The sequence below is a fragment of the Rhodococcus ruber genome (assembly GCF_016804345.1).
Taxonomy (GTDB): domain Bacteria; phylum Actinomycetota; class Actinomycetes; order Mycobacteriales; family Mycobacteriaceae; genus Rhodococcus; species Rhodococcus ruber.
Map to the genome: position 1 here is coordinate 3,479,579 of NZ_CP044211.1, position 19,657 is coordinate 3,499,235.

Annotated in this window: 17 protein-coding genes; all 17 read right to left on the reverse strand. The window is 72.2% G+C overall.

From position 1 onward, the window contains the following. Nucleotides 1-12 precede the first annotated feature (12 nt). Nucleotides 13-195 (reverse strand): hypothetical protein, encoded by a 183-nt coding sequence (locus F1734_RS15925; RefSeq protein ID WP_203010782.1) that lies wholly within the window; start codon nucleotides 193-195, stop codon nucleotides 13-15. Beyond that, nucleotides 192-3,344, reverse strand: a complete 3,153-nt coding sequence (gene ileS, locus F1734_RS15930) for an isoleucine--tRNA ligase (RefSeq protein WP_048770988.1) — start codon at nucleotides 3,342-3,344, stop codon at nucleotides 192-194. Before ileS ends, F1734_RS15925 begins: the two co-directional genes overlap by 4 nt. A 289-nt stretch (nucleotides 3,345-3,633) precedes the next feature. Further along, the gene (locus F1734_RS15935) at nucleotides 3,634-3,855 is read right to left on the reverse strand and encodes a hypothetical protein (protein ID WP_010594396.1); all 222 of its coding nucleotides are present in this window, start codon (nucleotides 3,853-3,855) and stop codon (nucleotides 3,634-3,636) included. Nucleotides 3,856-3,897: 42 nt separating this feature from the next. Beyond that, a complete protein-coding gene (gene wag31 / locus F1734_RS15940) occupies nucleotides 3,898-4,749 on the reverse strand; it encodes a DivIVA-like cell division protein Wag31 (protein ID WP_010594395.1) in 852 nt (283 codons plus the stop codon). Nucleotides 4,750-4,897: 148 nt separating this feature from the next. Further along, the gene (locus F1734_RS15945) at nucleotides 4,898-5,188 is read right to left on the reverse strand and encodes a YggT family protein (protein WP_003938221.1); all 291 of its coding nucleotides are present in this window, start codon (nucleotides 5,186-5,188) and stop codon (nucleotides 4,898-4,900) included. A gap of 114 nt (nucleotides 5,189-5,302) precedes the next feature. Beyond that, nucleotides 5,303-5,971, reverse strand: a complete 669-nt coding sequence (locus F1734_RS15950) for a cell division protein SepF (RefSeq protein WP_003938220.1) — start codon at nucleotides 5,969-5,971, stop codon at nucleotides 5,303-5,305. A 31-nt stretch (nucleotides 5,972-6,002) separates the two neighbouring features. Continuing rightward, nucleotides 6,003-6,740 (reverse strand): YggS family pyridoxal phosphate-dependent enzyme, encoded by a 738-nt coding sequence (locus tag F1734_RS15955; protein ID WP_010594394.1) that lies wholly within the window; start codon nucleotides 6,738-6,740, stop codon nucleotides 6,003-6,005. A gap of 74 nt (nucleotides 6,741-6,814) precedes the next feature. Continuing rightward, complete coding sequence (gene pgeF, locus F1734_RS15960) at nucleotides 6,815-7,570, reverse strand: peptidoglycan editing factor PgeF (protein WP_167522736.1); 756 nt, start codon at nucleotides 7,568-7,570, stop codon at nucleotides 6,815-6,817. After that, a complete protein-coding gene (gene ftsZ, locus F1734_RS15965; protein WP_017681763.1) occupies nucleotides 7,567-8,763 on the reverse strand; it encodes a cell division protein FtsZ in 1,197 nt (398 codons plus the stop codon). Before ftsZ ends, pgeF begins: the two co-directional genes overlap by 4 nt. 201 nt (nucleotides 8,764-8,964) lie before the next feature. After that, nucleotides 8,965-9,699, reverse strand: a complete 735-nt coding sequence (locus F1734_RS15970) for a cell division protein FtsQ/DivIB (protein ID WP_165276430.1) — start codon at nucleotides 9,697-9,699, stop codon at nucleotides 8,965-8,967. Continuing rightward, nucleotides 9,696-11,228 carry a UDP-N-acetylmuramate--L-alanine ligase gene (gene murC, locus F1734_RS15975; protein WP_048770986.1) on the reverse strand — a complete coding sequence of 511 codons (1,533 nt, stop codon included), beginning with the start codon at nucleotides 11,226-11,228 and terminating at the stop codon, nucleotides 9,696-9,698. Before murC ends, F1734_RS15970 begins: the two co-directional genes overlap by 4 nt. Continuing rightward, nucleotides 11,225-12,379 (reverse strand): undecaprenyldiphospho-muramoylpentapeptide beta-N-acetylglucosaminyltransferase, encoded by a 1,155-nt coding sequence (gene murG / locus F1734_RS15980; RefSeq protein WP_165276431.1) that lies wholly within the window; start codon nucleotides 12,377-12,379, stop codon nucleotides 11,225-11,227. Before murG ends, murC begins: the two co-directional genes overlap by 4 nt. After that, nucleotides 12,376-13,866 carry a putative lipid II flippase FtsW gene (gene ftsW / locus F1734_RS15985; RefSeq protein ID WP_010594388.1) on the reverse strand — a complete coding sequence of 497 codons (1,491 nt, stop codon included), beginning with the start codon at nucleotides 13,864-13,866 and terminating at the stop codon, nucleotides 12,376-12,378. Before ftsW ends, murG begins: the two co-directional genes overlap by 4 nt. Beyond that, nucleotides 13,863-15,368, reverse strand: coding sequence for a UDP-N-acetylmuramoyl-L-alanine--D-glutamate ligase (murD, locus tag F1734_RS15990; RefSeq protein WP_203010783.1), 1,506 nt, complete (start codon nucleotides 15,366-15,368; stop codon nucleotides 13,863-13,865). The genes ftsW and murD overlap by 4 nt, the downstream gene beginning before the upstream one ends. A 4-nt stretch (nucleotides 15,369-15,372) precedes the next feature. After that, entirely contained in the window at nucleotides 15,373-16,455 is a 1,083-nt protein-coding gene (mraY, locus tag F1734_RS15995) for a phospho-N-acetylmuramoyl-pentapeptide-transferase (protein ID WP_003934158.1), read from the reverse strand. After that, nucleotides 16,452-17,978 carry a UDP-N-acetylmuramoyl-tripeptide--D-alanyl-D-alanine ligase gene (locus F1734_RS16000; RefSeq protein ID WP_010594386.1) on the reverse strand — a complete coding sequence of 509 codons (1,527 nt, stop codon included), beginning with the start codon at nucleotides 17,976-17,978 and terminating at the stop codon, nucleotides 16,452-16,454. Before F1734_RS16000 ends, mraY begins: the two co-directional genes overlap by 4 nt. Next, on the reverse strand, nucleotides 17,975-19,561 hold the full coding sequence (locus F1734_RS16005) for a UDP-N-acetylmuramoyl-L-alanyl-D-glutamate--2,6-diaminopimelate ligase (RefSeq protein WP_238423961.1): 1,587 nt from the start codon (nucleotides 19,559-19,561) through the stop codon (nucleotides 17,975-17,977). Before F1734_RS16005 ends, F1734_RS16000 begins: the two co-directional genes overlap by 4 nt. Nucleotides 19,562-19,657: the final 96 nt, after the last annotated feature.

A 19,657-nucleotide genomic window follows, 5' to 3' on the forward strand; every position in this document is an offset into this window, starting at 1 on the left:
CTCGCACCGACATCACGCCCGCATCGGCGTCACCGCCGTGGCCGCGCCACGCGCCGGGGTCACCGCCGTGGCCGCGCCACGCGCCGGGGTCACCGCCGTGGCCGCGCCACGCGCCGGGGTCACCGCCGTGGCCGCGCCACGCGCCGAGGTCACCGCCGTGGCCGCGCCACGCGCCGGGGTCACCGGGACGCTCATGCCTTGACGATCGCCGCACGCACCCCTTCGCCGAGCTCGAGCGCCCCGTCGCCGGCGGGTGCCAGTTCGAAGCTGGTGGCCAGCACCTCCGAGGCGATGAGCGCGCGGTGCCGCATCGCCCAGTCGGCGCGGTCGGCCGGCACCTCGAACACCACGCCGATGCGGTCCGAGACCTCCAAGCCCAGGTTGCGGCGCGCGTCCTGCAGCTCGCGGATCCGGTCCTTCGCCCAGCCCTCGGCCTCGAGCTCCTCGGTGACCGTGGAGTCCAGCACCACCAGGCCGGCGCCGCCGGGCAGCGCCGCCGTGGACTCCGGCTCCGCCGCCACCAGGCGCGTGGTGTACTCCTCCGGCAGCAGGGCGATGCCGGCGGCGGTGACGGTGCCGTCGTCCGCCTCCGACCAGTCCCCGGCCTTGACTGCCTTGATGACCGTCTGCACGTCCTTGCCGAGGCGCGGCCCCGCGGCGCGGGCGTTGACGACCAGTTCGAAGCGCCCGTGCGCATCGACGTCGTCGGTCAGCTCGACCGACTTCACGTTCACCTCGTCCTGGACGAGATCGGCGAACGGCTGCAGCCGGTGGGCGTCGGGGGCGGCCACGGTGACCTGCGGGAGCGGCAGCCGCACGCGCAGCTTCTGCGCCTTGCGCAGCGAGAGCACCGTCGAGCACACCGCGCGGACCTCGTCCATCGACTCGACCAGGGCCGGGTCGGCCGGCAGCTCCCCGGCCGCCGGCCAGTCCGCCAGATGCACGGAGCGACCGCCGGTCAGGCCCCGCCAGATCACCTCGGTGACCAGCGGCAGCAGCGGGGCCGCCAGGCGGCTGACGACCTCGAGCACGGTGTGCAGGGTGTCGATCGCGTCGGCGTCCTCGTCCCAGAACCGGCTGCGGGAGCGACGCACGTACCAGTTGGTGAGGGCGTCGCAGAACGTGCGCAGCTCGTCGCAGGCCCCGGCGATGTCGACCACCTCGAGGGCGTCGGTGATCGCGTCGCGGGTGGCAGCGAGCTTGGCCAGGATGTACCGGTCGAGCACGTGCGGCGAGTCGGTGCGCCAGGTGCCGGGCTCGGACGCGTACAGCTGCAGGAAGCTCCACGCGTTCCACAGCGGCAGCAGCGCCTGCCGGACACCCTCGCGGATGCCCTGCTCGGTGACGACGAGGTTGCCGCCGCGCAGGATGGGCGAGGACATCAGGAACCAGCGCATGGCATCGGAGCCGTCGCGGGCGAACACCTCGTTGACATCGGGGTAGTTGCCCTTGGACTTGCTCATCTTCAGCCCGTCGTCGCCGAGCACGATGCCGTGCGCCGCGACGGTCTTGAAGGCGGGCCGGTCGAACAGCGCGGTGGCCAGCACGTGCAGGGTGTAGAACCAGCCGCGGGTCTGCCCGTTGTACTCGACGATGAAATCGCCCGGATAGTGGGAGTCGAACCACCCCTGATTCTCGAACGGGTAGTGCACCTGCGCGAACGGCATCGAGCCCGACTCGAACCAGCAGTCGAGCACCTCGGGGACGCGGCGCATCGTCGACGTCCCGGTCGGGTCGTCCGGGTTGGGCCGGGTCAGCTCGTCGATCATCGGCCGGTGCAGGTCGGCCGGGCGCACCCCGAAGTCGCGTTCGAGTTCGTCGAGGGAGCCGTAGACGTCGATCCGCGGGTAGGCCGGGTCGTCCGAGACCCACACCGGAATCGGGCTGCCCCAGTAGCGGTTCCGGCTGATGTTCCAGTCGCGGGCACCTTCGAGCCACTTGCCGAACTGTCCGTCGCGGATGTGCTCGGGCACCCAGGTGATCTGCTTGTTCAACTCCACCATGCGGTCCCGGAACTGGGTGACGGCGACGAACCACGACGGCACCGCCATGTAGATCAGCGGTTGCCCGGACCGCCACGAGTGCGGGTAGGAGTGCTCGATCGTCTCGTGCCGCAACAGCTTCCCGGCGGCCTTGAGGTCCTTGATGATCACCGGGTTGGCGTCGAAGACCTGCAGCCCCTCGTAGGGCGGGACCATCGCGGTGAACTTCCCGCCCGGATCGAGCGGCTGCACCAGTTCGATGCCGTTGCGCTGGCAGTACTCCATGTCTTCTTCACCGAAAGCCGGTGCCAAGTGCACGATTCCGGTGCCGGAGTCGGTGGTGACATAGTCGGCGGCGATGATCCGGTGGGCGTTCTCGCGGCCCACGAAGAAGTCGAACGGCGGCTCGTAGGCCAGACCCACGAGGTCGGCGCCGGAATAGCGGCCGAGCACCTCGGGTTCGTCACCGAGTTCGCGCGCGTAGTGACCGACCCGCTCCTGCGCGAGCACGTAGGTCTTGCCGTCGGCGCCGCGCACGCCGACGTACTCGATGTCGGGATGCACCGCGATCGCGAGGTTGGACGGCAGGGTCCACGGCGTGGTGGTCCAGATCAGCGCGCACGCGCCGTCGAGCTCGGAGCCGGGGGCGCGCAGCACCATGTCCACGGTCACCGCCGGGTCCTGGCGCATCTTGTACGCGTCGTCGAGCCGGGTCTCCTGGTTCGACAGCGGGGTCTGCTCGTACCACGAGTAGGGCAGCACCCGGAAGCCCTGGTAGATCAGGCCCTTGTCGTAGAGCCGCTTGAAGGCCCACATGACCGACTCCATGAAGTCCAGGTCCAGGGTCTTGTAGTCGTTGTCGAAGTCCACCCAGCGGGCCTGCCGGGTGACGTAGTCGCGCCACTCCCCGGTGTACCGCAGCACCGACGTCTTGCAGTAGGCGTTGAACTCGGCGAGTCCCATCGTGTCGATCTGGGACTTGTCCGTGATGCCGAGCTGCTTCTCCGCCTCGAGCTCGGCGGGCAGGCCGTGACAGTCCCAGCCGAAGCGCCGCTCGACCTTCTTCCCGCGCATCGTCTGGAAGCGCGGGATCAGGTCCTTGACGTAACCGGTGAGCAGGTGGCCGTAGTGCGGCAGACCGTTCGCGAAGGGCGGGCCGTCGTAGAAGACGAATTCCTCGGCGCCGTCGCGGTTCGACACCGAGGCGCGGAAGGTGTCGTCCTTGGTCCACCCGTCGAGGACCTCGACCTCGAGCTCGGGGAAATCGACGCCCGAATCCTTGGCCACCCCGTAGTCGACGAGCGGGTACTTGCCGGTCGACGCGACCGGGGCCTGCGGGGTGTCGGGGGTGCTCTTCGTCACAGCGTGACTCCTCGTGCCTAGACGTGTCCGGCACGGGGACGATCACCGCGCACTGTGCGCCGGCAACCGCGGTACCACCCCGCTTGCACCGTCTCTCCGGGCTCTGCCGGCGAGACGGGCCTCTCGTTCGGGCTGTGACGGGCCCACCCGTTCGGTTCTACTGAGCAGTGCCGGTCGGCACGGCCTTTCTTCCGAAGGCTCCCCGGTGATGGCCGGATCGTCGCCGTCCCCGGCGGCCGCCGGGGCAGGACTACAGAGTCTGTCCTCGAACTATTCTATGCCGCCGCGCTCACTCGCCGGCATCGCGTCCCCCGCGACGCCGGTCCGGTTCGGCTGCCGTCGCCGTCGGGGGCGCGGTCCGCTTGCCGCCCAGCGCGCTGATCAGCAGCAGGACCGCGCCCACCACACACACGACGATGCAACCCCAGGCCCACAGCACGGAGCCCGTCATGAGCGCCACGACGAGCATGCCGAAGCCGACGGCTGCGAGGGAGAGCGTCACTACCAGCACGGCGCACCCTCCTCCGAACCCGGCATCGGACCCCCGCCTCGATCAGCTGTTGCCCTTGGCGAAGGACGTGGACCCGAACGAGGAGTTCGACTGGTTGAACGCCTCCTGGCCGCCGTCGACCGGCACGGCGGAGCCGCGCTGCTCGAGTTCCTCGAGCTGGGATTCGAGGTAGGACTTCAGGCGCACCCGGTACTCACGTTCGAACGTCTTGAGCTGCTCGATGCGACCCTCGAGCACCGAACGCTGCTGGTTGATGGTCGCCATGATCTCGGTGTGCTTCTTCTCCGCGTCCGCCTGCAGCGCGTCGGCCTTCTCCTTGGCCTGGCGCAGCTGCGTCTCCGAACGGGTCCGGGCGTCGGCCAGCATCGCCTCGGACTTCTGCCGCGCGTCCGCGATCATCGCCTCGCTGCGAGTGCGCGCATCGGAGATGAGCTGCTCGGAGTTGGTGCGGGCGTTGCGCAGCAGTTCCTCGGCCTCGGTCTTGGCGTCGCCGGTGAGGCGGTCCGCCATCTCCTGGGCCAGACCGAGCACCTTGGCCGCCTGCATGCTCGCGTCCGCGGAGGCCGGTGCGGCCGCGACCGGTGCGGGCGCCGGCGCCGGCGCCGGAGCGGGCGCGGGCTCCGGCGGCTTCGGCGCCTCGACGACGCGCGCGGGTTCCGGTTTGGCGGCCGGGGCCGGAGCCCCACCGGAACGGGCACCCTTCTTGGCCTCGGCCAGCTCCTGGTCGAGCTCGGCCACCCGCTGCCGCAGGTCGGCGTTCTCCTCGATCAGGTGGGTCAGTTCCTGCTCGACGAGATCCAGGAATGCGTCGACCTCGTCCTCGTTGTAACCACGCTTTCCGATCGGCGGCTTGCTGAACGCGACATTGTGCACATCAGCTGGGGTCAGCGGCATGGAAGGATCCCTTCACGCGTCGTGTGAGCGGTCAAGCAAGCATTCAGTTATATCCACAGTGCGTCACGCGTATCAAACTCACTGTAACTGGCACCCCATTCTGGCACAGGGCGGCTTTCACGCGGATCGTCCGAGCAGGTGTCGGCCGTCAGAGCGTCCCACCTCGGGGAATGAATGCCATGAGGAAGTAGACGATGAAGAGCAGCACCATGATGGACAGATCCAGTCGCACCCCGCCGAGATTCAGCGGAGGAATGAGCCGGCGCAACAGTTTCACCGGCGGATCGGTGACCGTGAAGATTGCCTCGAGAACGACGACGACGAATCCCGTCGGCTTCCAGTCCCGCGCGAACGTCCGGATGAACTCGACGATGATCCGGCCGATCAGCAGCAGCCAGAAAATGAACAGCAGGAACCAGAGCACCTCGAATACGGCCACCCGCCCACTCTGCCCGACGACGGCGCATCGAGCCAAACCGAAACGCCCGGCATCCGGTGTTGCACACCGGGCACCGGGCGTCGACCGTGCCGGGAACCGCCGCGGCGGATCAGGTCACTGCTGGTTGTAGAACCCCGTCTCCGCGATCCGGCGGCGTTCCTCGGCGGAGACGTCGATGTCCGCCGGGGACAGCAGGAACACCTTCGTGGCGACCTTGTCGAACGAACCGCGCAGCGCGAAGGCCAACCCGGCCGCGAAGTCGACGAGCCGCTTGGCGTCGGCGTTGCTCATCTCGACCAGGTCCATGATCACCGGGGTGCCGTCGCGGAACCGCTCACCGATCGTGCGGGCCTCGCCGTAGTCCCGGGGACGCAGCGTGGTGATCTTCGACAACGGGCCTCCCTCGTCGAACAGCGCGCCGCGACGGGCCTCGGACCGTTCCAGGCGGCCCTCGGAACCGAGCGACGACCGCGCGGCGGCGCGGGCCGGCGGCGGGGTCGGGCGCGGTGCGCGGGCCGTGATCGGCTCCACGCGCGCCGCCCGCACGGGCGGCTCGTAACGATCGAAACCGTCCGGTTCGAAGTCGCGGCCGGCATCCTCCCGCCGCGACGCCTTGTACTCGTCCCGGTGCGACGGTCCGTAACCACCGCCCGCGTACGGCGGCTCGTCGTAGTCCCGGTCGCGCTCGCGGCGGGCGCTCGCGGGGTCGTCGAGGTAGTCGTCCTCGTACTCCTCGAGCGGCACCATCCCGAAGTACGCCTTGAACTTGTGGAGTGAGCTCATGGATCAACCTTCCTCGCGCGGCGGTCGCCACTCAGGCTAACGGCCGCGCGCCCAACACCGCGGTTCCGACACGCACGCACGTCGAACCCCATCGCACCGCCGCCTCGAGGTCGCCGGACATCCCGGCCGACAGTTCGGTGGCCTCGGGATGATCGGAACGCAGCGCGGCATGGAGCCCGGCGAGCCGTTCGAAGGCGGCGTCCGGGTCCCAGCCCAGCGGCGGCACCGCCATGAGCCCGCGCAACGCGAGCCCGGCGGTCCCGGCGATCTCGTCCGCGAGCGCGCGCAGGTCGGCGGAGCTCACCCCGCCTCGCTGCGGGTCGTCGTCGAGACTGACCTGCAGCAGGACGGACAGCGGCGTGTCGCGGTCACCGGAATCCCGCGCGGCCCGCGCACCGGAGTCCAGTGCGTGCGCCAGCCGGGCGCTGTCGACCGAGTGCACGGTGTGGGCCCAGCGGGCCACGGCACGCGCCTTGTTGCGTTGCACCCGGCCGATCATATGCCAAGCGACGGCAGGATCGGTTGTCCGCGAACGGAATTCGGCAACCTTCGCGGTTGCCTCCTGTTCCCGGGATTCACCGAAGGCGCGGCACCCGAGTCCGTAGAGGATCTCCACGTCGGAGACCGGGAAGAACTTCGTCACCGGCAGCAGCGCGATCTCCGCCGGGTCGCGGCCCGCCGCCCGGGCCGCGGCGTCGAGCCGCTCGTGTGCCCGGCGCAGTCCGTCGGCGATCTCGGCACGCCGCGCGTCGGCGTCCGCTGCGGTCACCTGCCACCTCCGGCGGCGGGGTTCATCGGCCACCTCCGGCGGCGGGGCTCATCGGCCACCTCCGGCGGCGGGGCTCATCGGCCACCTCCGGCGGCGGGGTCCGGTCCGGCCTCGAGCCAGATCACCGCCGCCAGCCGTCCGGTCGGCGCCTGCCGGCGATGGCTGAACAACGTCGGATCCTCGATGGTGCATCGGGGATCCTCCGCGACGGCCGTGACGCCGTGTTCGAGCAGTTGCCGTCGCAACCCGGCCCGCAGGTCCAGCGCGGGCGTGCCCGCGACGGTGCGGGTGGCGCTACCGGGCAGATGCGCCTCCACGTCGGCCTGCATCGAAGCGGGCACCTCGTACCGGCGGCCGCTCGCAGCAGGTCCGAGGAACGCGCCGATGCGCTCCGGTCGCGCACCGAGTTCGGTCATCGCGTCCAGGACCCGGGGCACGATCCCCACGCGGGCACCGATCCGGCCCGCGTGCACGGCGGCGATCACGCCCGCCTCCTCGTCGGACAGCAGCACCGGCACGCAGTCCGCACTCAACGTGACGAGCGCGAGACCGGGCTCGCGCGTGACCAGCGCGTCGGTCGCGGGCACCGGGCCGCGGACCGGGCCGTCCACGACGGTGACGTTGCGACTGTGGATCTGCTCCATCCACACGAGCCGCTCGTAGGGCAGCCCGATCACCGAGGCGAGCCGGCGCCGGTTCGCCTCGACCGCGGCCGGGTCGTCACCCACGTGGTCACCGAGATTGAAAGAGTCGTAGGGCGGGGCGGAGACGCCGCCGGCACGGGTGGTGACGACCCGCCGCGCCCGCAGCACCGGCTGTGTCACCGTCAACGGCGCATGAAGATCGGCACGTCGACGTCGTCGTCGCCGTCCTCGTCCGTCTCGACCGGCCGCGCCGGCTGGGCCGACCCGATCGGCGGGAGGGAGCTGCCCGCGACGGGTTGCTGCTCGCGCGCCGGCATCTCCTCGGCCCGTTCCCGCTCCGAGCGACCGACGTCGCCGGCACGCCCCGCGCCGATGGTGCCGCCGCGCGTTGCGGGGGTCGGCGGGGCCGACTCGACGGGACGTCGCGCCGGGGTGCCGCCGTCGAACCCGGCCGCGATGACGGTGACGCGCACCTCGTCGCCCAGGGAGTCGTCGATGACCGTGCCGAAGATGATGTTCGCGTCGATGTGGGCGGCCTCCTGCACCAGCGAGGCGGCCTCGTTGATCTCGAACAGGCCGAGGTCGGAGCCGCCGGCGATGGACAGCAGCACGCCGCGTGCACCCTCCATCGACGCCTCGAGCAGGGGCGAGTTGATCGCCGCCTCGGCGGCCTTGATGGCCCTGCCCTCGCCCCGGGAGGAACCGATGCCCATCAGGGCGCTGCCGGCGCCGGACATCACGCCCTTGACGTCCGCGAAGTCGACGTTGATCAGGCCCGGGGTGGTGATGAGGTCGGTGATGCCCTGGACACCGTTGAGCAGCACCTCGTCGGCGGAGCGGAACGCGTCCATGAGGCTGACGGCGGCGTCGCCGAGCTGCAGGAGCCGGTCGTTGGGGATGACGATGAGGGTGTCGCACGACTCGCGCAGGGTCTGGATGCCCGTGTCGGCCTGGCTGCCGCGGCGCTTGCCCTCGAACGAGAACGGCCGCGTGACGACGCCGACGGTCAGCGCTCCGAGCTTGCGGGCGATGCTCGCGACCACGGGCGCGCCGCCGGTGCCGGTCCCGCCGCCCTCACCGGCGGTGACGAAGACCATGTCGGCGCCCTTGAGCACCTCTTCGATCTCGTCCTTGTGGTCCTCGGCGGCCTTGCGGCCGACCTCGGGGTCCGCACCGGCGCCGAGCCCCCGGGTGAGTTCGCGGCCGACGTCGAGCTTGACATCGGCGTCGGACATGAGCAGGGCCTGCGCGTCGGTGTTCACCGCGATGAACTCGACTCCCTTGAGTCCCTGTTCGATCATGCGGTTGACCGCGTTCACGCCGCCACCGCCGATACCGACGACCTTGATTACGGCGAGGTAGTTGTGCGGGGGCGTCATGGGCTCTCGCCTTCCTGAGAAATCGGTCACGCTTCGATCATCATCGGTGAGGTACGGACAAACCCTCAACCACAGGTCGATGGTTATGTCAAGTATCTCGACTGGTGCGAAACGCTATGGCACTGTGGCGGCGATCCGCCAGCAGGCGCGCCGACGGCGCGCATGATTTTCGTCCTGGGGCCGCGATCGCCGTCCGCGTCGTCATCGCACCGTCGGCAGGTCGGGCGCCGCCACGTCGTAGGTCTGCCCCGGCTGGGTGAGCAGCGGCAGCACCACCCGGGCCTTGCGATCCGAGCGGTCCACCGTGCCCCACACCACGACCCGGCCGTCGTGCAGGGTGAGCGAGACCTCGGATGCCGACGGAGCGTTCACCTCCCCCACCTGCACACGCAGCTCGGGCGGCAGCGCCGCGAGCACCTCGATCGCCGCGGCCGTCGCCGGGTCGCCGGGACCGGGGGCGGGGGTGACCAGGCGTGGGGTCAGCATGGGCGGCGGCTCGACCGCGAAGTCCACCCCGTCGGCGTCGAGCGAGTGCGTGCCGTCGGGCGCGTCGACGAACACCACTGCCTCCCGCTCGGTCACCGTGACCCGCACGGTGGAGGGGTAGACGCGCTGGACCCGTACGGACGCGGCCCGCGGCAGCGCCGCGACCCGTTGCGCCGCCGCCGCCGTGTCGACCTGCAGCAGCGGTGTGCCCTCCGCGAGTTCGAGACGGGCCAGCACGTCCTCCTGCGGGATCGCCGTCGCCCCCACGACCTCGACGGTCCGCACGGACAGCAGCGGCGACATCCACGCGATGCCGATCAGGCCGAGTACCGCCGCCACCACCGCCGCACCGATCAGCACCGTCCGCACCCGCACGGACCGGCCCGACGGCCGTCGCGCGGGCCGCGCCGCCCCGCGAGGGCGGATGCGGGTGGTGGCGGCGGGCGTCACGGACCGACCGGTCCCGGTCCGGCGGCAGCTCCCGGCCGCAGCCGGCCGGGCTTGCTGCGCAGGGCATCGAGAATCTGGCGCCCGAGCATGGTCACGTCCCCGGCACCCATGGTGATCACGACGTCGCCGGGACGGCTCAGTCGCGCGACCTGGCGCGGCACGAGGGACAGATCCGGCTGGTAGTGCACGGGCCTGGACACCGACTGCGCGACGAGGGCACCGCTCACGCCCGGTCGCGGCTTCTCGCGCGCCCCGTAGACGTCCAGGACCACGACCTCGTCGGCGAGGTCGAGGGCCGCGCCGAACTCGGTCGCGAAGGTCTCGGTGCGCGAGTACAGGTGTGGCTGGAAGACGACGATCACGCGCGGCCGCTCGGTGCCCGTCTCGGTGTAGCGGACCGGCTCGCCGGCGACCAGCTCCGCGGCCGCGGCGAGAACCGCGCGGACCTCGGTGGGATGGTGGGCGTAGTCGTCGAACACCCGCACGCCGTGTTCGCGGCCGCTGTACTGGAATCGCCGATGCACCCCGCCGAAACCGGCCAGACCCTCGACCGCCTCCTCGACCGGGGCGCCCGCCTCGAGGGAGGCGAGCAGTGCGGCGAGCGCGTTGAGCGCCATGTGCCGGCCGGGAACGGACAGCCGCACCGTGCGCGGTGCCGCCTCGTCGGCCAGGTGGAACTCGGCCACTCCCCCGACGTCCTTGGCCTCCCAGTTGAGCAGACGCACCCCCACCCGCACCCCGTCGACCTCGGCGCCGTCACCGGTCGCCGCCGCCGTGCCGTATCCGGTGACGCGCAGGTCGTCCGGGCGACGGGCCGTCGCGCGTCGCGCCAGGGCGGCCGAGCCGGGGTCGTCGAGGCAGGTCACGAGCAGCCCACCGGGGGCGATACGGTCGACGAAGTCGTCGAACACCTGCACGTACGCCTCTTCGGTGCCGAAGAAGTCGAGGTGGTCGGCCTCGATGTTGGTCACGATCACCACGTCGGGGTCGTACTGGAGGAGCGAACCGTCGCTCTCGTCGGCCTCGGCGACGAACACGTCCCCGCTGCCGTGGTGCGCGTTGGTGCCCGACTCGTTGAGTTCGCCGCCCACGGCGAAGGACGGGTCGAAGCCGCAGTGCTGCAGAGTCACCACCAGCATCGAGGTCGTCGACGTCTTGCCGTGCGTGCCGGCGACCAGGAAGGTGCGGTGCCCGCGCATCAGTGCGGCCAGCACCGCCGGGCGCAACAGGACGGGAACACCGCGTTCGCGGGCGGCGACCAGCTCGGGATTGTCCTGGGGGATCGCGGCGTGCGTCGTCACCACGGCGGTGGGGCCGCCCTCGAGCAGGTCCAGCGCGCTTGCGTCGTGTCCGATGCGCACCGAGGCGCCGCGCGCACGCAACGCCAGCACGCCGCGGCTCTCCTTCGCGTCCGATCCGGAGACCTTCCCGCCGCGAGCGAGCAGGATCCGGGCGATGCCGGACATCCCGGCCCCGCCGATGCCTACCATGTGCACCCGCTCGAGCTCCGGGGGCAGCTGCTCGCTCATCGATCACTCCTGTTCGCTTCCACGCCTGCGACGTCCAGCACGATCCGCGCCACCTCGGCGGCGGCGCTGCGGTGGCCCGCTCCTGCCGCCCGCCGTCCCATCTCGGCCAGGCGGGTGGCGTCACGCAACAGCGGGATCACCGTGTCGGCCACGAACGCCGGGGTCAGTTCCTCGTCCGCCACGATCATCCCACCTCCGACCGCCACCACCGGCCGGGCGTTGAGTTCCTGCTCTCCGTTGCCGTGCGGCAACGGCACGTACACCGCCGGCAACCCCACCGCGGACACCTCGGCGACGGTCATCGCACCGGAGCGGCAGATCACCGCGTCGGCAGCGGAGTACGCCAGGTCCATCCGTGTCAGGTAGGGCACCGCGACGTAGGGACAACGGTCGTGCTCGGGACGTGCCGGCACGTCGACGGTGTTCTTGGGGCCGTGGGCGTGCAGCACGGCGATGCCCGCGGCGGCGAGCTGCCCGGCGGCACCCGAGACGGCCTCGTTGAGCGAGCGGGCGCCCTGCGAACCGCCGAACACCAGGAGCACCGGCCCGTCCGGGGGCAGCCCGAAGTGGGCCCGGGCCCGGGCGCGCAGCGCGGCGCGGTCCAGCCCCGTGATGGACGACCGGACGGGGATGCCGACGATCTCGGCCTCGCCGCGGCGCACGATGCCCGACCCCGGGACCGCGGCCAGGACGCGGGCCGCGCGCACAGCCCCGATCTTGTTGGCGATACCGGCGCGGGCGTTGGCTTCGTGGACGACGACGGGGATGCGGCGCCGACGGCGCAGCGGCCCGGCACCGGCGGCCAGGTACGCGGGCAGCGCCACGTAGCCGCCGAATCCGACGACGACGTCGGCGTGCACGTGGTCGAGCACCTCGCGGGTCCGGCGAACCGAGGCGAGGACCCGCGCCGGCAGTCGGGCCAGGTCGGCGGTGAGCTTGCGGGGCAGCGGCACCGGGGGGACCAGTTCGAGGGGATAGCCGCGCTGCGGCACGAGGGTGGTCTCCAGTCCCCGTTCGGTGCCCAGCGCGGTGATCGTCGCGGTCGGCACCAACTCGCGGATCGCGTCGGCGACCGCGAGGGCCGGCTCGATGTGCCCGGCGGTGCCGCCCCCGGCCACCACCACGGACAGGGCAGACTGCTCGCCGCTCACCTACGGTTTCCTCGCTCTCCGGTTCGTCCGTCTCTGCTGTCGGTCGTGCGCGCCGGGCGTCTCGCCCGGCGAGGGGCCTGGTCCCGCGGCGTCGCGGACTGTGTCGTGCGCCCGCGCGCGCGTTCGTGAGATGCGCGTTCCGGTGGGGCCGGCCGCTTGCGGACCGCCGTGCCGCTGCCCCGCTCGGCGCCGGCCCGGCGCGGCTCGGCCCGGGCGGGATCGGCACGCCGGTCGAGTCGCACGGCCTCGCCGCGCGCCGGGGTGTACTGCTCCGGTTTCGGCAGCCGCAGCAGCCGTCCGAAGCGGCCGTCCTGCCCGGCGTGCAGGGCGGCGACGGCCTCCGGTTCGTGCCGGGCCGCGTTGGCGATCAGACCGAACATCAGCAGCGTCGTCGCAGTGGAGGTGCCGCCGGCCGAGACCAGCGGAAGCTGCAGTCCGGTCACGGGCAGCAGTCCGACGACGTAGCCGATGTTGATGAACGCCTGTCCGATGATCCAGGTGGTGGCGGTGGCGGTGAGCAACCGCAGGAACGGATCGACCGAGCGCAGCGAGATCCGCAGGCCGGCGTACGCGAACAGACCGAACAGGCCGATCACGGCCAGGCCGCCGAGGAAACCGAGCTCTTCACCGATGATGGCGAAGATGAAGTCGTTGTGGGCGTTGGGCAGGTAGCTCCACTTGGCGCGGCTCTGTCCGAGCCCGCGGCCCCAGAATCCGCCGTCGGCCAGGGAGAACTTCGCCTGGCGTGCCTGGTAGCCGATGCCCTGGGGGTCCGCGCCGGGGTTGAAGAAGGCCCGTACACGTGCGGACCGGTACCCGGCGGTCAGGGCGAGGAGCACCGCGAGCCCGGCGGCGGTACCGACGATCGTCAGGAACACCCGCAGCCGCAGACCCGCGAACCAGAGCAGCGCCAGGACGATGATCGCGAGCGAGACGGTGGTGCCCAGGTCCGGCTGGAGGATGATCAGCAGGGTGACCACGAGGGTGGCCGGGACCAACGGAATCATCATCTCGCGGGTGCTGGAGCGCTCCGCGCGGCGCGACGCGAGCAGGTGCGCACCCCACACGGCGATGGCGATCTTGGCCAGCTCGGAGGGCTGCAGCGACACGCCGGCGACGACGAACCACCCGCGGGTGCCCTGCGACTCCGTGCCGATGCCGGGGATGAGCACCAGGACCAGCAGCACGACGGTGACCGCGAACGCCGGGAACGAGAACCGGCGCAGCACCCGCACCGGAACGATCAGGGCGAGGTAGAAGATGACCAGGCCGAGAGCCGCGAAGATCGCCTGCGAGGTGAACAGGCCGTAGGCCGAACCGTTCGTGGCGACGGCCTCGACACTCGACGACGACAGGACCATCACCAGGCCCAGCACGGTGAGCAGCACCGCGATCGTGACGACCAGGTGGAACGAGGCCAGGGGCCGGGCCAGCCACAGCCCGACCCGGTTCCGCGCCGCCCCGTCGGCGGGCTGCGGCGCGTTCACCGCCGCGTCCCGCCCCCGCGCAGTTGCTCGACCGCGGCGGCGAACGCGCGACCACGCTGCGCGTAGTCGGCGAACATGTCCAGCGACGCCGCGGCCGGCGCCAGCAGCACGGTGTCCCCCGCCGTCGCCAGCGACGCCGCCTCGCGCACCGCGGTCCGCATGGCCTCGGGCCCGTCCACACCCGCGAGCGCCACCCGGCGTGCCGTAGTCGGGACCGTCCCCGGTTCGCTCGTGCTCATCGGTCCATCGTCGCGCGTGTCGAGGACGACCACGGGGACGTCGGGGGCGTGTCGCGCGAGCGCGTTGGCGATGCGGTCGGCGTCCCGGCCGAGCAGCACCACCCCGGCGAGACGGGGGGCGACCTCCGCCACCAGGTCGTCGACGTGGGCGCCCTTGAGCAGGCCGCCGGCGACCCATACCACCCGGTCGTGGGCGAGCAGCGACGTGCGCGCCGCGTGCGGATTGGTGGCCTTCGAATCGTCGATGTACGCGACGCCGTCGACGGTGCCGACGGGGGCGGCGCGGTGCGGTCCGACGCGGTGCCGGCGCAGACCGTCGTGCACGGCGGAGGCGGGGACGTCGATCGCCCGGGCCAGTGCCGCGGCGGCGAGCGCGTCGGACAGGCCGGCGGGCCCGGCCGGGGTCACGTCGGCGACCGCAGCGAGCACTGCGGAGTCGGCGAACGCGCGGTCGACCAGAACGTCGCCACTGATGCCGAGCTCACCGGCCTGCGGGTAGCCGAGGGTGAAGCCGACCGTGACGACGGCCCGCGACCGGTCGCGCAGGCTCCCGGCGATCGGATCGTCGAGGCCGAGCACGCCGACGGTGCCGGCCAGCGCTCGCGCCTTGGCGTCGATGTAGCCCGCCATCCCGCCGTGCCAGTCCAGGTGGTCCTCGGCGATGTTGAGGATCACGCCGGCCTCGGGCCGCACCGACGGCGCCCAGTGCAGCTGGAACGACGACAGTTCGACGGCGAGGACGTCGGCGCGGGGTTCTGTGCGGCGCAGCGCGTCGAGCACGGGCAGGCCGATGTTGCCGCACGCCACGGACGCGAGCCCCGAAGCCTCGAGAATCGACTGCAGCATCATCGTCGTCGTGGTCTTGCCGTTGGTGCCGGTGACGACGAGCCAGCGCCGCGGCGGGCCGTAGATCTCGGCCTGGTCGATGCGCCAGGACAGTTCGATGTCCCCCCAGATCGGCACGGCCGCCCCCGCGGCGTGCGAGAGCAGCGGTGCGTCCGGCGCGAAGCCGGGGCTGGTCACGACCAGGGCGTATGCATGCAGCGACGAGGCGTCCGCGACGAGGTCGTCGAGATCGACGGTGTCGGCACCGAGTTCGCGGCAGCGCGCGAGGGCCTGCGGGTCGCGGTCGGCCACGGTCACCGCCGCGCCGAGGTCCGCGAGGGGCCCGAGGGTGGCGCGGCCGGACATCCCGCCCCCGGCGACGAGCACGCGGGCGCCGCGGAGCCGGTCGAGGTCTTGGCGGCGCAGTTCGTCAGTCACGGTGTCAGTCCCCGATCGCCGCTAGGTATTCGCTGTAGAACAGGGCCATGCCGATGGCCGAGGCGATGGCCGCGAGCAACCAGAACCGGATGATCACCGTCGTCTCGGCCCAGCCGCCGAGTTCGAAGTGGTGATGGAACGGCGCCATCCGGAACACGCGACGCCGGCTGGACCGGAACACCGCAACCTGAATGACCACGGACGCCGCCTCGGCGACGAACAGGGCACCGATGACGACCATCAGCAGCTCGGTGCGCGTCGTGACGGACAGACCCGCGAGCATGCCGCCGAGGGCGAGCGAGCCGGTGTCCCCCATGAAGATCTTCGCGGGGGCGGCGTTCCACCACAGGAAACCGATGCACGCGGCGGCGCCGGCGGCGCACAGCAACGCCAGGTCGAGCGGGTCCCGTACGTCGTAGCAGCCCTTGCCGGGGTCGGCGACGCACGAGTTGCGGTACTGCCAAAACGTGATGATCACGTAGGCGCCGAGTACCAGGCTCATCGATCCCGCGGCGAGGCCGTCGAGGCCGTCGGTGAGGTTGACGGCATTGGACCACGCGCTCACGAGCAGGTACACGAAGAGGATGAACACCACCGCACCCATCGAGACCGTGGCGATGTCGCGCACGTAGGACAGGTGGGTGCTGCCGGGGGTGAGCCCGTCGCCGTTGCGGAACTGCAGGGCGAGGATGCCGAAGGCGACGGCGGCGACGAGCTGGCCGACCAGTTTGGCGGTCTTGTTCAGGCCCAGGTTGCGCTGCTTGCGGATCTTGATGAAGTCGTCGAGGAAGCCGACGCCGCCGAGCGCGGTGGTCAGACCCAGCACGAGCAGGCCCGAGGCCGACGGTCCCTCCGCGCCCTCGTAGGCCAGGCCGATGGCGTGCGCGCCGAAGTAGCCGGCCCACAGGCCGGCGAGGATCGCCACGCCGCCCATCGTCGGGGTGCCGCGCTTTGACTGATGGCTCTGCGGTCCCTCGACGCGGATCTCCTGGCCGAATCCCTGCCGCGAGAACGCCTTGATCAGCACCGGCGTCAGCAGGATCGACACCGCCAGTGCGATTCCCGCGGCGAAGAGGATCTGTCTCACCGTGCGGCCTCCGTTTCCGTTCCTGCCGTGCCCACCGATCCTGCGAGGATCGCCTCCGCCACCGTCCACAACCGGACGGACTGCGAGGCCTTGACCAGCACCAGGTCGCCGGGCTGCAGTTCGCGCTCGAGGAGCGCGATCGCCGCGTCGGCGTCGGGGACGTGGGTCGCCTCGTCGCCCCAGGATCCTTCCATCACCGCACCCTGGTAGAGACCGCGGACCGGACGCGTCGCGCCGACCGCGACGATGCGGGTGACGTCCAGGCGCACCGCGAGCCGGCCGATCGCGTCGTGCTCGACGACCGACTCGTCCCCGAGTTCACCCATCTCCCCCAGCACCGCCCAGGTCCGGCGCGGGCTCTCGCCCGCGCGCGCCATCGTCACCAGCGCCTTGAGCGCCGCGCGCATCGAATCGGGGTTCGCGTTGTAGGCGTCGTCGACGACGGTGACGCCGTCGGCGCGGGTGCGCACGTCCATGCGGTGCGCCGACACCGCGCCGGCGCCGCCGAGCGCGGTCGCGACCTGCTCGAGGGTGGCGCCGCACTCGAGGGCGACGGCCGCGGCCGCGAGGGCGTTGCCGATGTGGTGCTCGCCGTGCACCGCGAGGGTGACCGCGGCGCGGCGCTCGGTGTCGCCGTCGCGCACGACCAGGGTGAACGTGGGCCGGGCGTGCTCGTCGAGGTGGACGTCGGTCGCCCGGACGTGCGCGGCGGGGTCGCTGCCGACGAACACGACGCGGGCACGGGTGCGGGGCGCCATCGCGGCGACCAGCGGGTCGTCGGCGTTGAGGATCGCCACGCCGCCCTCCGCGGCGGGCGGCAGGGCTTCGACGAGCTCGCCCTTCGTCCGCGCGATGACCTCCCGGGAACCGAATTCCCCCAGGTGGGCGGTGCCGACGTTGAGTACCGCCCCGATCCGTGGCGGGGCGACGGTGGCGAGGGCCGCGATGTGCCCGGGTCCGCGCGCCGACATCTCCAGGACCAGGAACCGGGTGTCGGGGGTCGCGCGCAGCGCCGTCCACGGATGTCCGAGTTCGTTGTTGAAGGAGCCGGGCGGTGCGACGACGGGACCGAGCGGCGCGAGCACCGCCGCGAGCAGGTCCTTCGTGGAGGTCTTGCCGGCGGAGCCGGTGACGCCGACGACGGTCAGTCCGGCCGCGGTGAGTTCGTCGACCGCGGCGCGGGCGAGGGCACCCAGCGCGGCGAGCACCGCGGCGCCGGAACCGTCGGCGTCGTGCTCGAAAGCCAGCGAGTTGGTCTCGACCGGCGGCACCGGCGGCACCACGACGGCGGGCACACCCACCGGCCGGGCGGCGAGCACCGCGGCGGCACCGGCGGCGATCGCCTCGGCGGCGTGATCGTGCCCGTCGGAACGGGCTCCCGGCAGGGCGAGGAACAGCCCGTGCGGGGTGACCTTGCGGGAGTCGAACTCGACGGTGCCCGTCACCTCGACGGCCGGGTCGTCGACGTCGTGCAGTGTCCCGCCGACCACCTCCGCGATGCGGGCGAGTGTCATCGGGATCATCGGGTGCCTCCGTACTGCTCGCTACCTGCGCCGGTGAACCGGTCGATGGCCGCGGCGAGCACCTCGCGGTCGTCGAAGGGGTGCTTGACCCCGTGGATCTCCTGACCGGTCTCGTGGCCCTTGCCGGCCACGAGGACGATGTCGCCCGGACGTGCCCAGCGCACGGCCGCTTCGATGGCAGCCGCCCGGTCGCCGATCTCGCGGACCTGTCCCCGCTGGTGGTCGGGGACGGCGCGGGCACCGGCGAGCACCGCGGCCCGGATGACCTCCGGGTCCTCGGTGCGGGGGTTGTCGTCGGTGACGACGAGCAGGTCCGCTCCCCGGGCTCCGACCTCACCCATCAGGGGCCGCTTGCCGTGGTCCCGGTCGCCGCCGGCGCCGACGACGACGGCGAGGCGGCCACCGGCCGCCCGCCCGCGCAGCGTCGCGACGACGGCCTCGAGCGCAGCAGGCTTGTGCGCGTAGTCGACGACGGCGAGGAATCCCTGACCGCGGTCGACCCGCTCGACGCGCCCGGGCACGTCGACGTCGGCGATGCCCGCGGCCGCGGCGTCGACGTCGACCCCGGCGGCCGCGCACACCGCGACGGCGAGGGCGGCGTTGGCGACGTTGAAGTGGCCGGGCAGGCGCACCGCGACGCGCCGCTCGGCGGCGTCGGGGCCGGTGAGGGTGAACGTCTGGGAGCCGGACGGATCGGTGCGCACCGCCGTCGCGGTCCAGTCGGCCGCGCCGGTGGTGGCGACGGTGCGCACGGCGTCGGGCTCGGCGGGGTGGGCGGCCCGGGCGATCTCCGCCATCCGCACGCCCCACTCGTCGTCGACGCACACGACGGCGCGGTGCGCCCGTACGGGCGAGTCCGCCGCGAACAACCGGGCCTTCGCGCCGAAGTAGTCGTCGAGGTCACGATGGAAGTCGAGGTGGTCCTGGGACAGGTTCGTGAAGGCACCGACCGCGAAGCGGACCCCGGCGACCCGGCCGAGGGACAGGGCGTGGCTCGAGACCTCCATCACCACGGTGTCGATGCCCTGCTCGCGCATGGCCGCGAACAGGGCGTGCAGTTGCGGAGCCTCGGGGGTGGTGAGCGCGCTGGGTACGCGCCGGCCGGCGAGCCGGGTCTCGATGGTGCCCACCAGGCCGGTCACCCGCCCGGCCGCGGCGAGTCCCGCCTCGACCAGATAGGAGCTGGTGGTCTTGCCGGAGGTGCCGGTGATCCCGACGACCTGGATGTGCTGCGACGGTTCGCCGTAGACGGCGGCGGAGACGATGCCGAGGACCGACCGCGGATCCGGATGGATCAGCACCGGCACGGGACGGGTGACGACGGCGGCGAGGCGTTCGCAGCCGGCGGCGTCGGTGAGGACGGCGACGGCGCCGCGCTCCAGCGCCTCCGCCGCGTACTCGGCGCCGTGCGCGCGGGCGCCCGGCAGGGCGGCGAACAGGTCACCGGGCCGCACCCCCTGGGCGCGGAGGTCGATCCCGGTCACGGACACGTCGGCGACGGGAGTCGTGGCGGCCGCGACGCCCGGTTCGACGGTGCCGACGGTCGCGTCCACGGCGGCAGCAAGGTCGCGGAGTGGCGTCACCGGTGGATGCTCGGGTCTCAGGCCGCCTCCCGGCGGGGACGGGTCCGGACTCGACGGCACAGGCACCAGGCTCCTCTCGCTCCGCGGCAGTGTCTC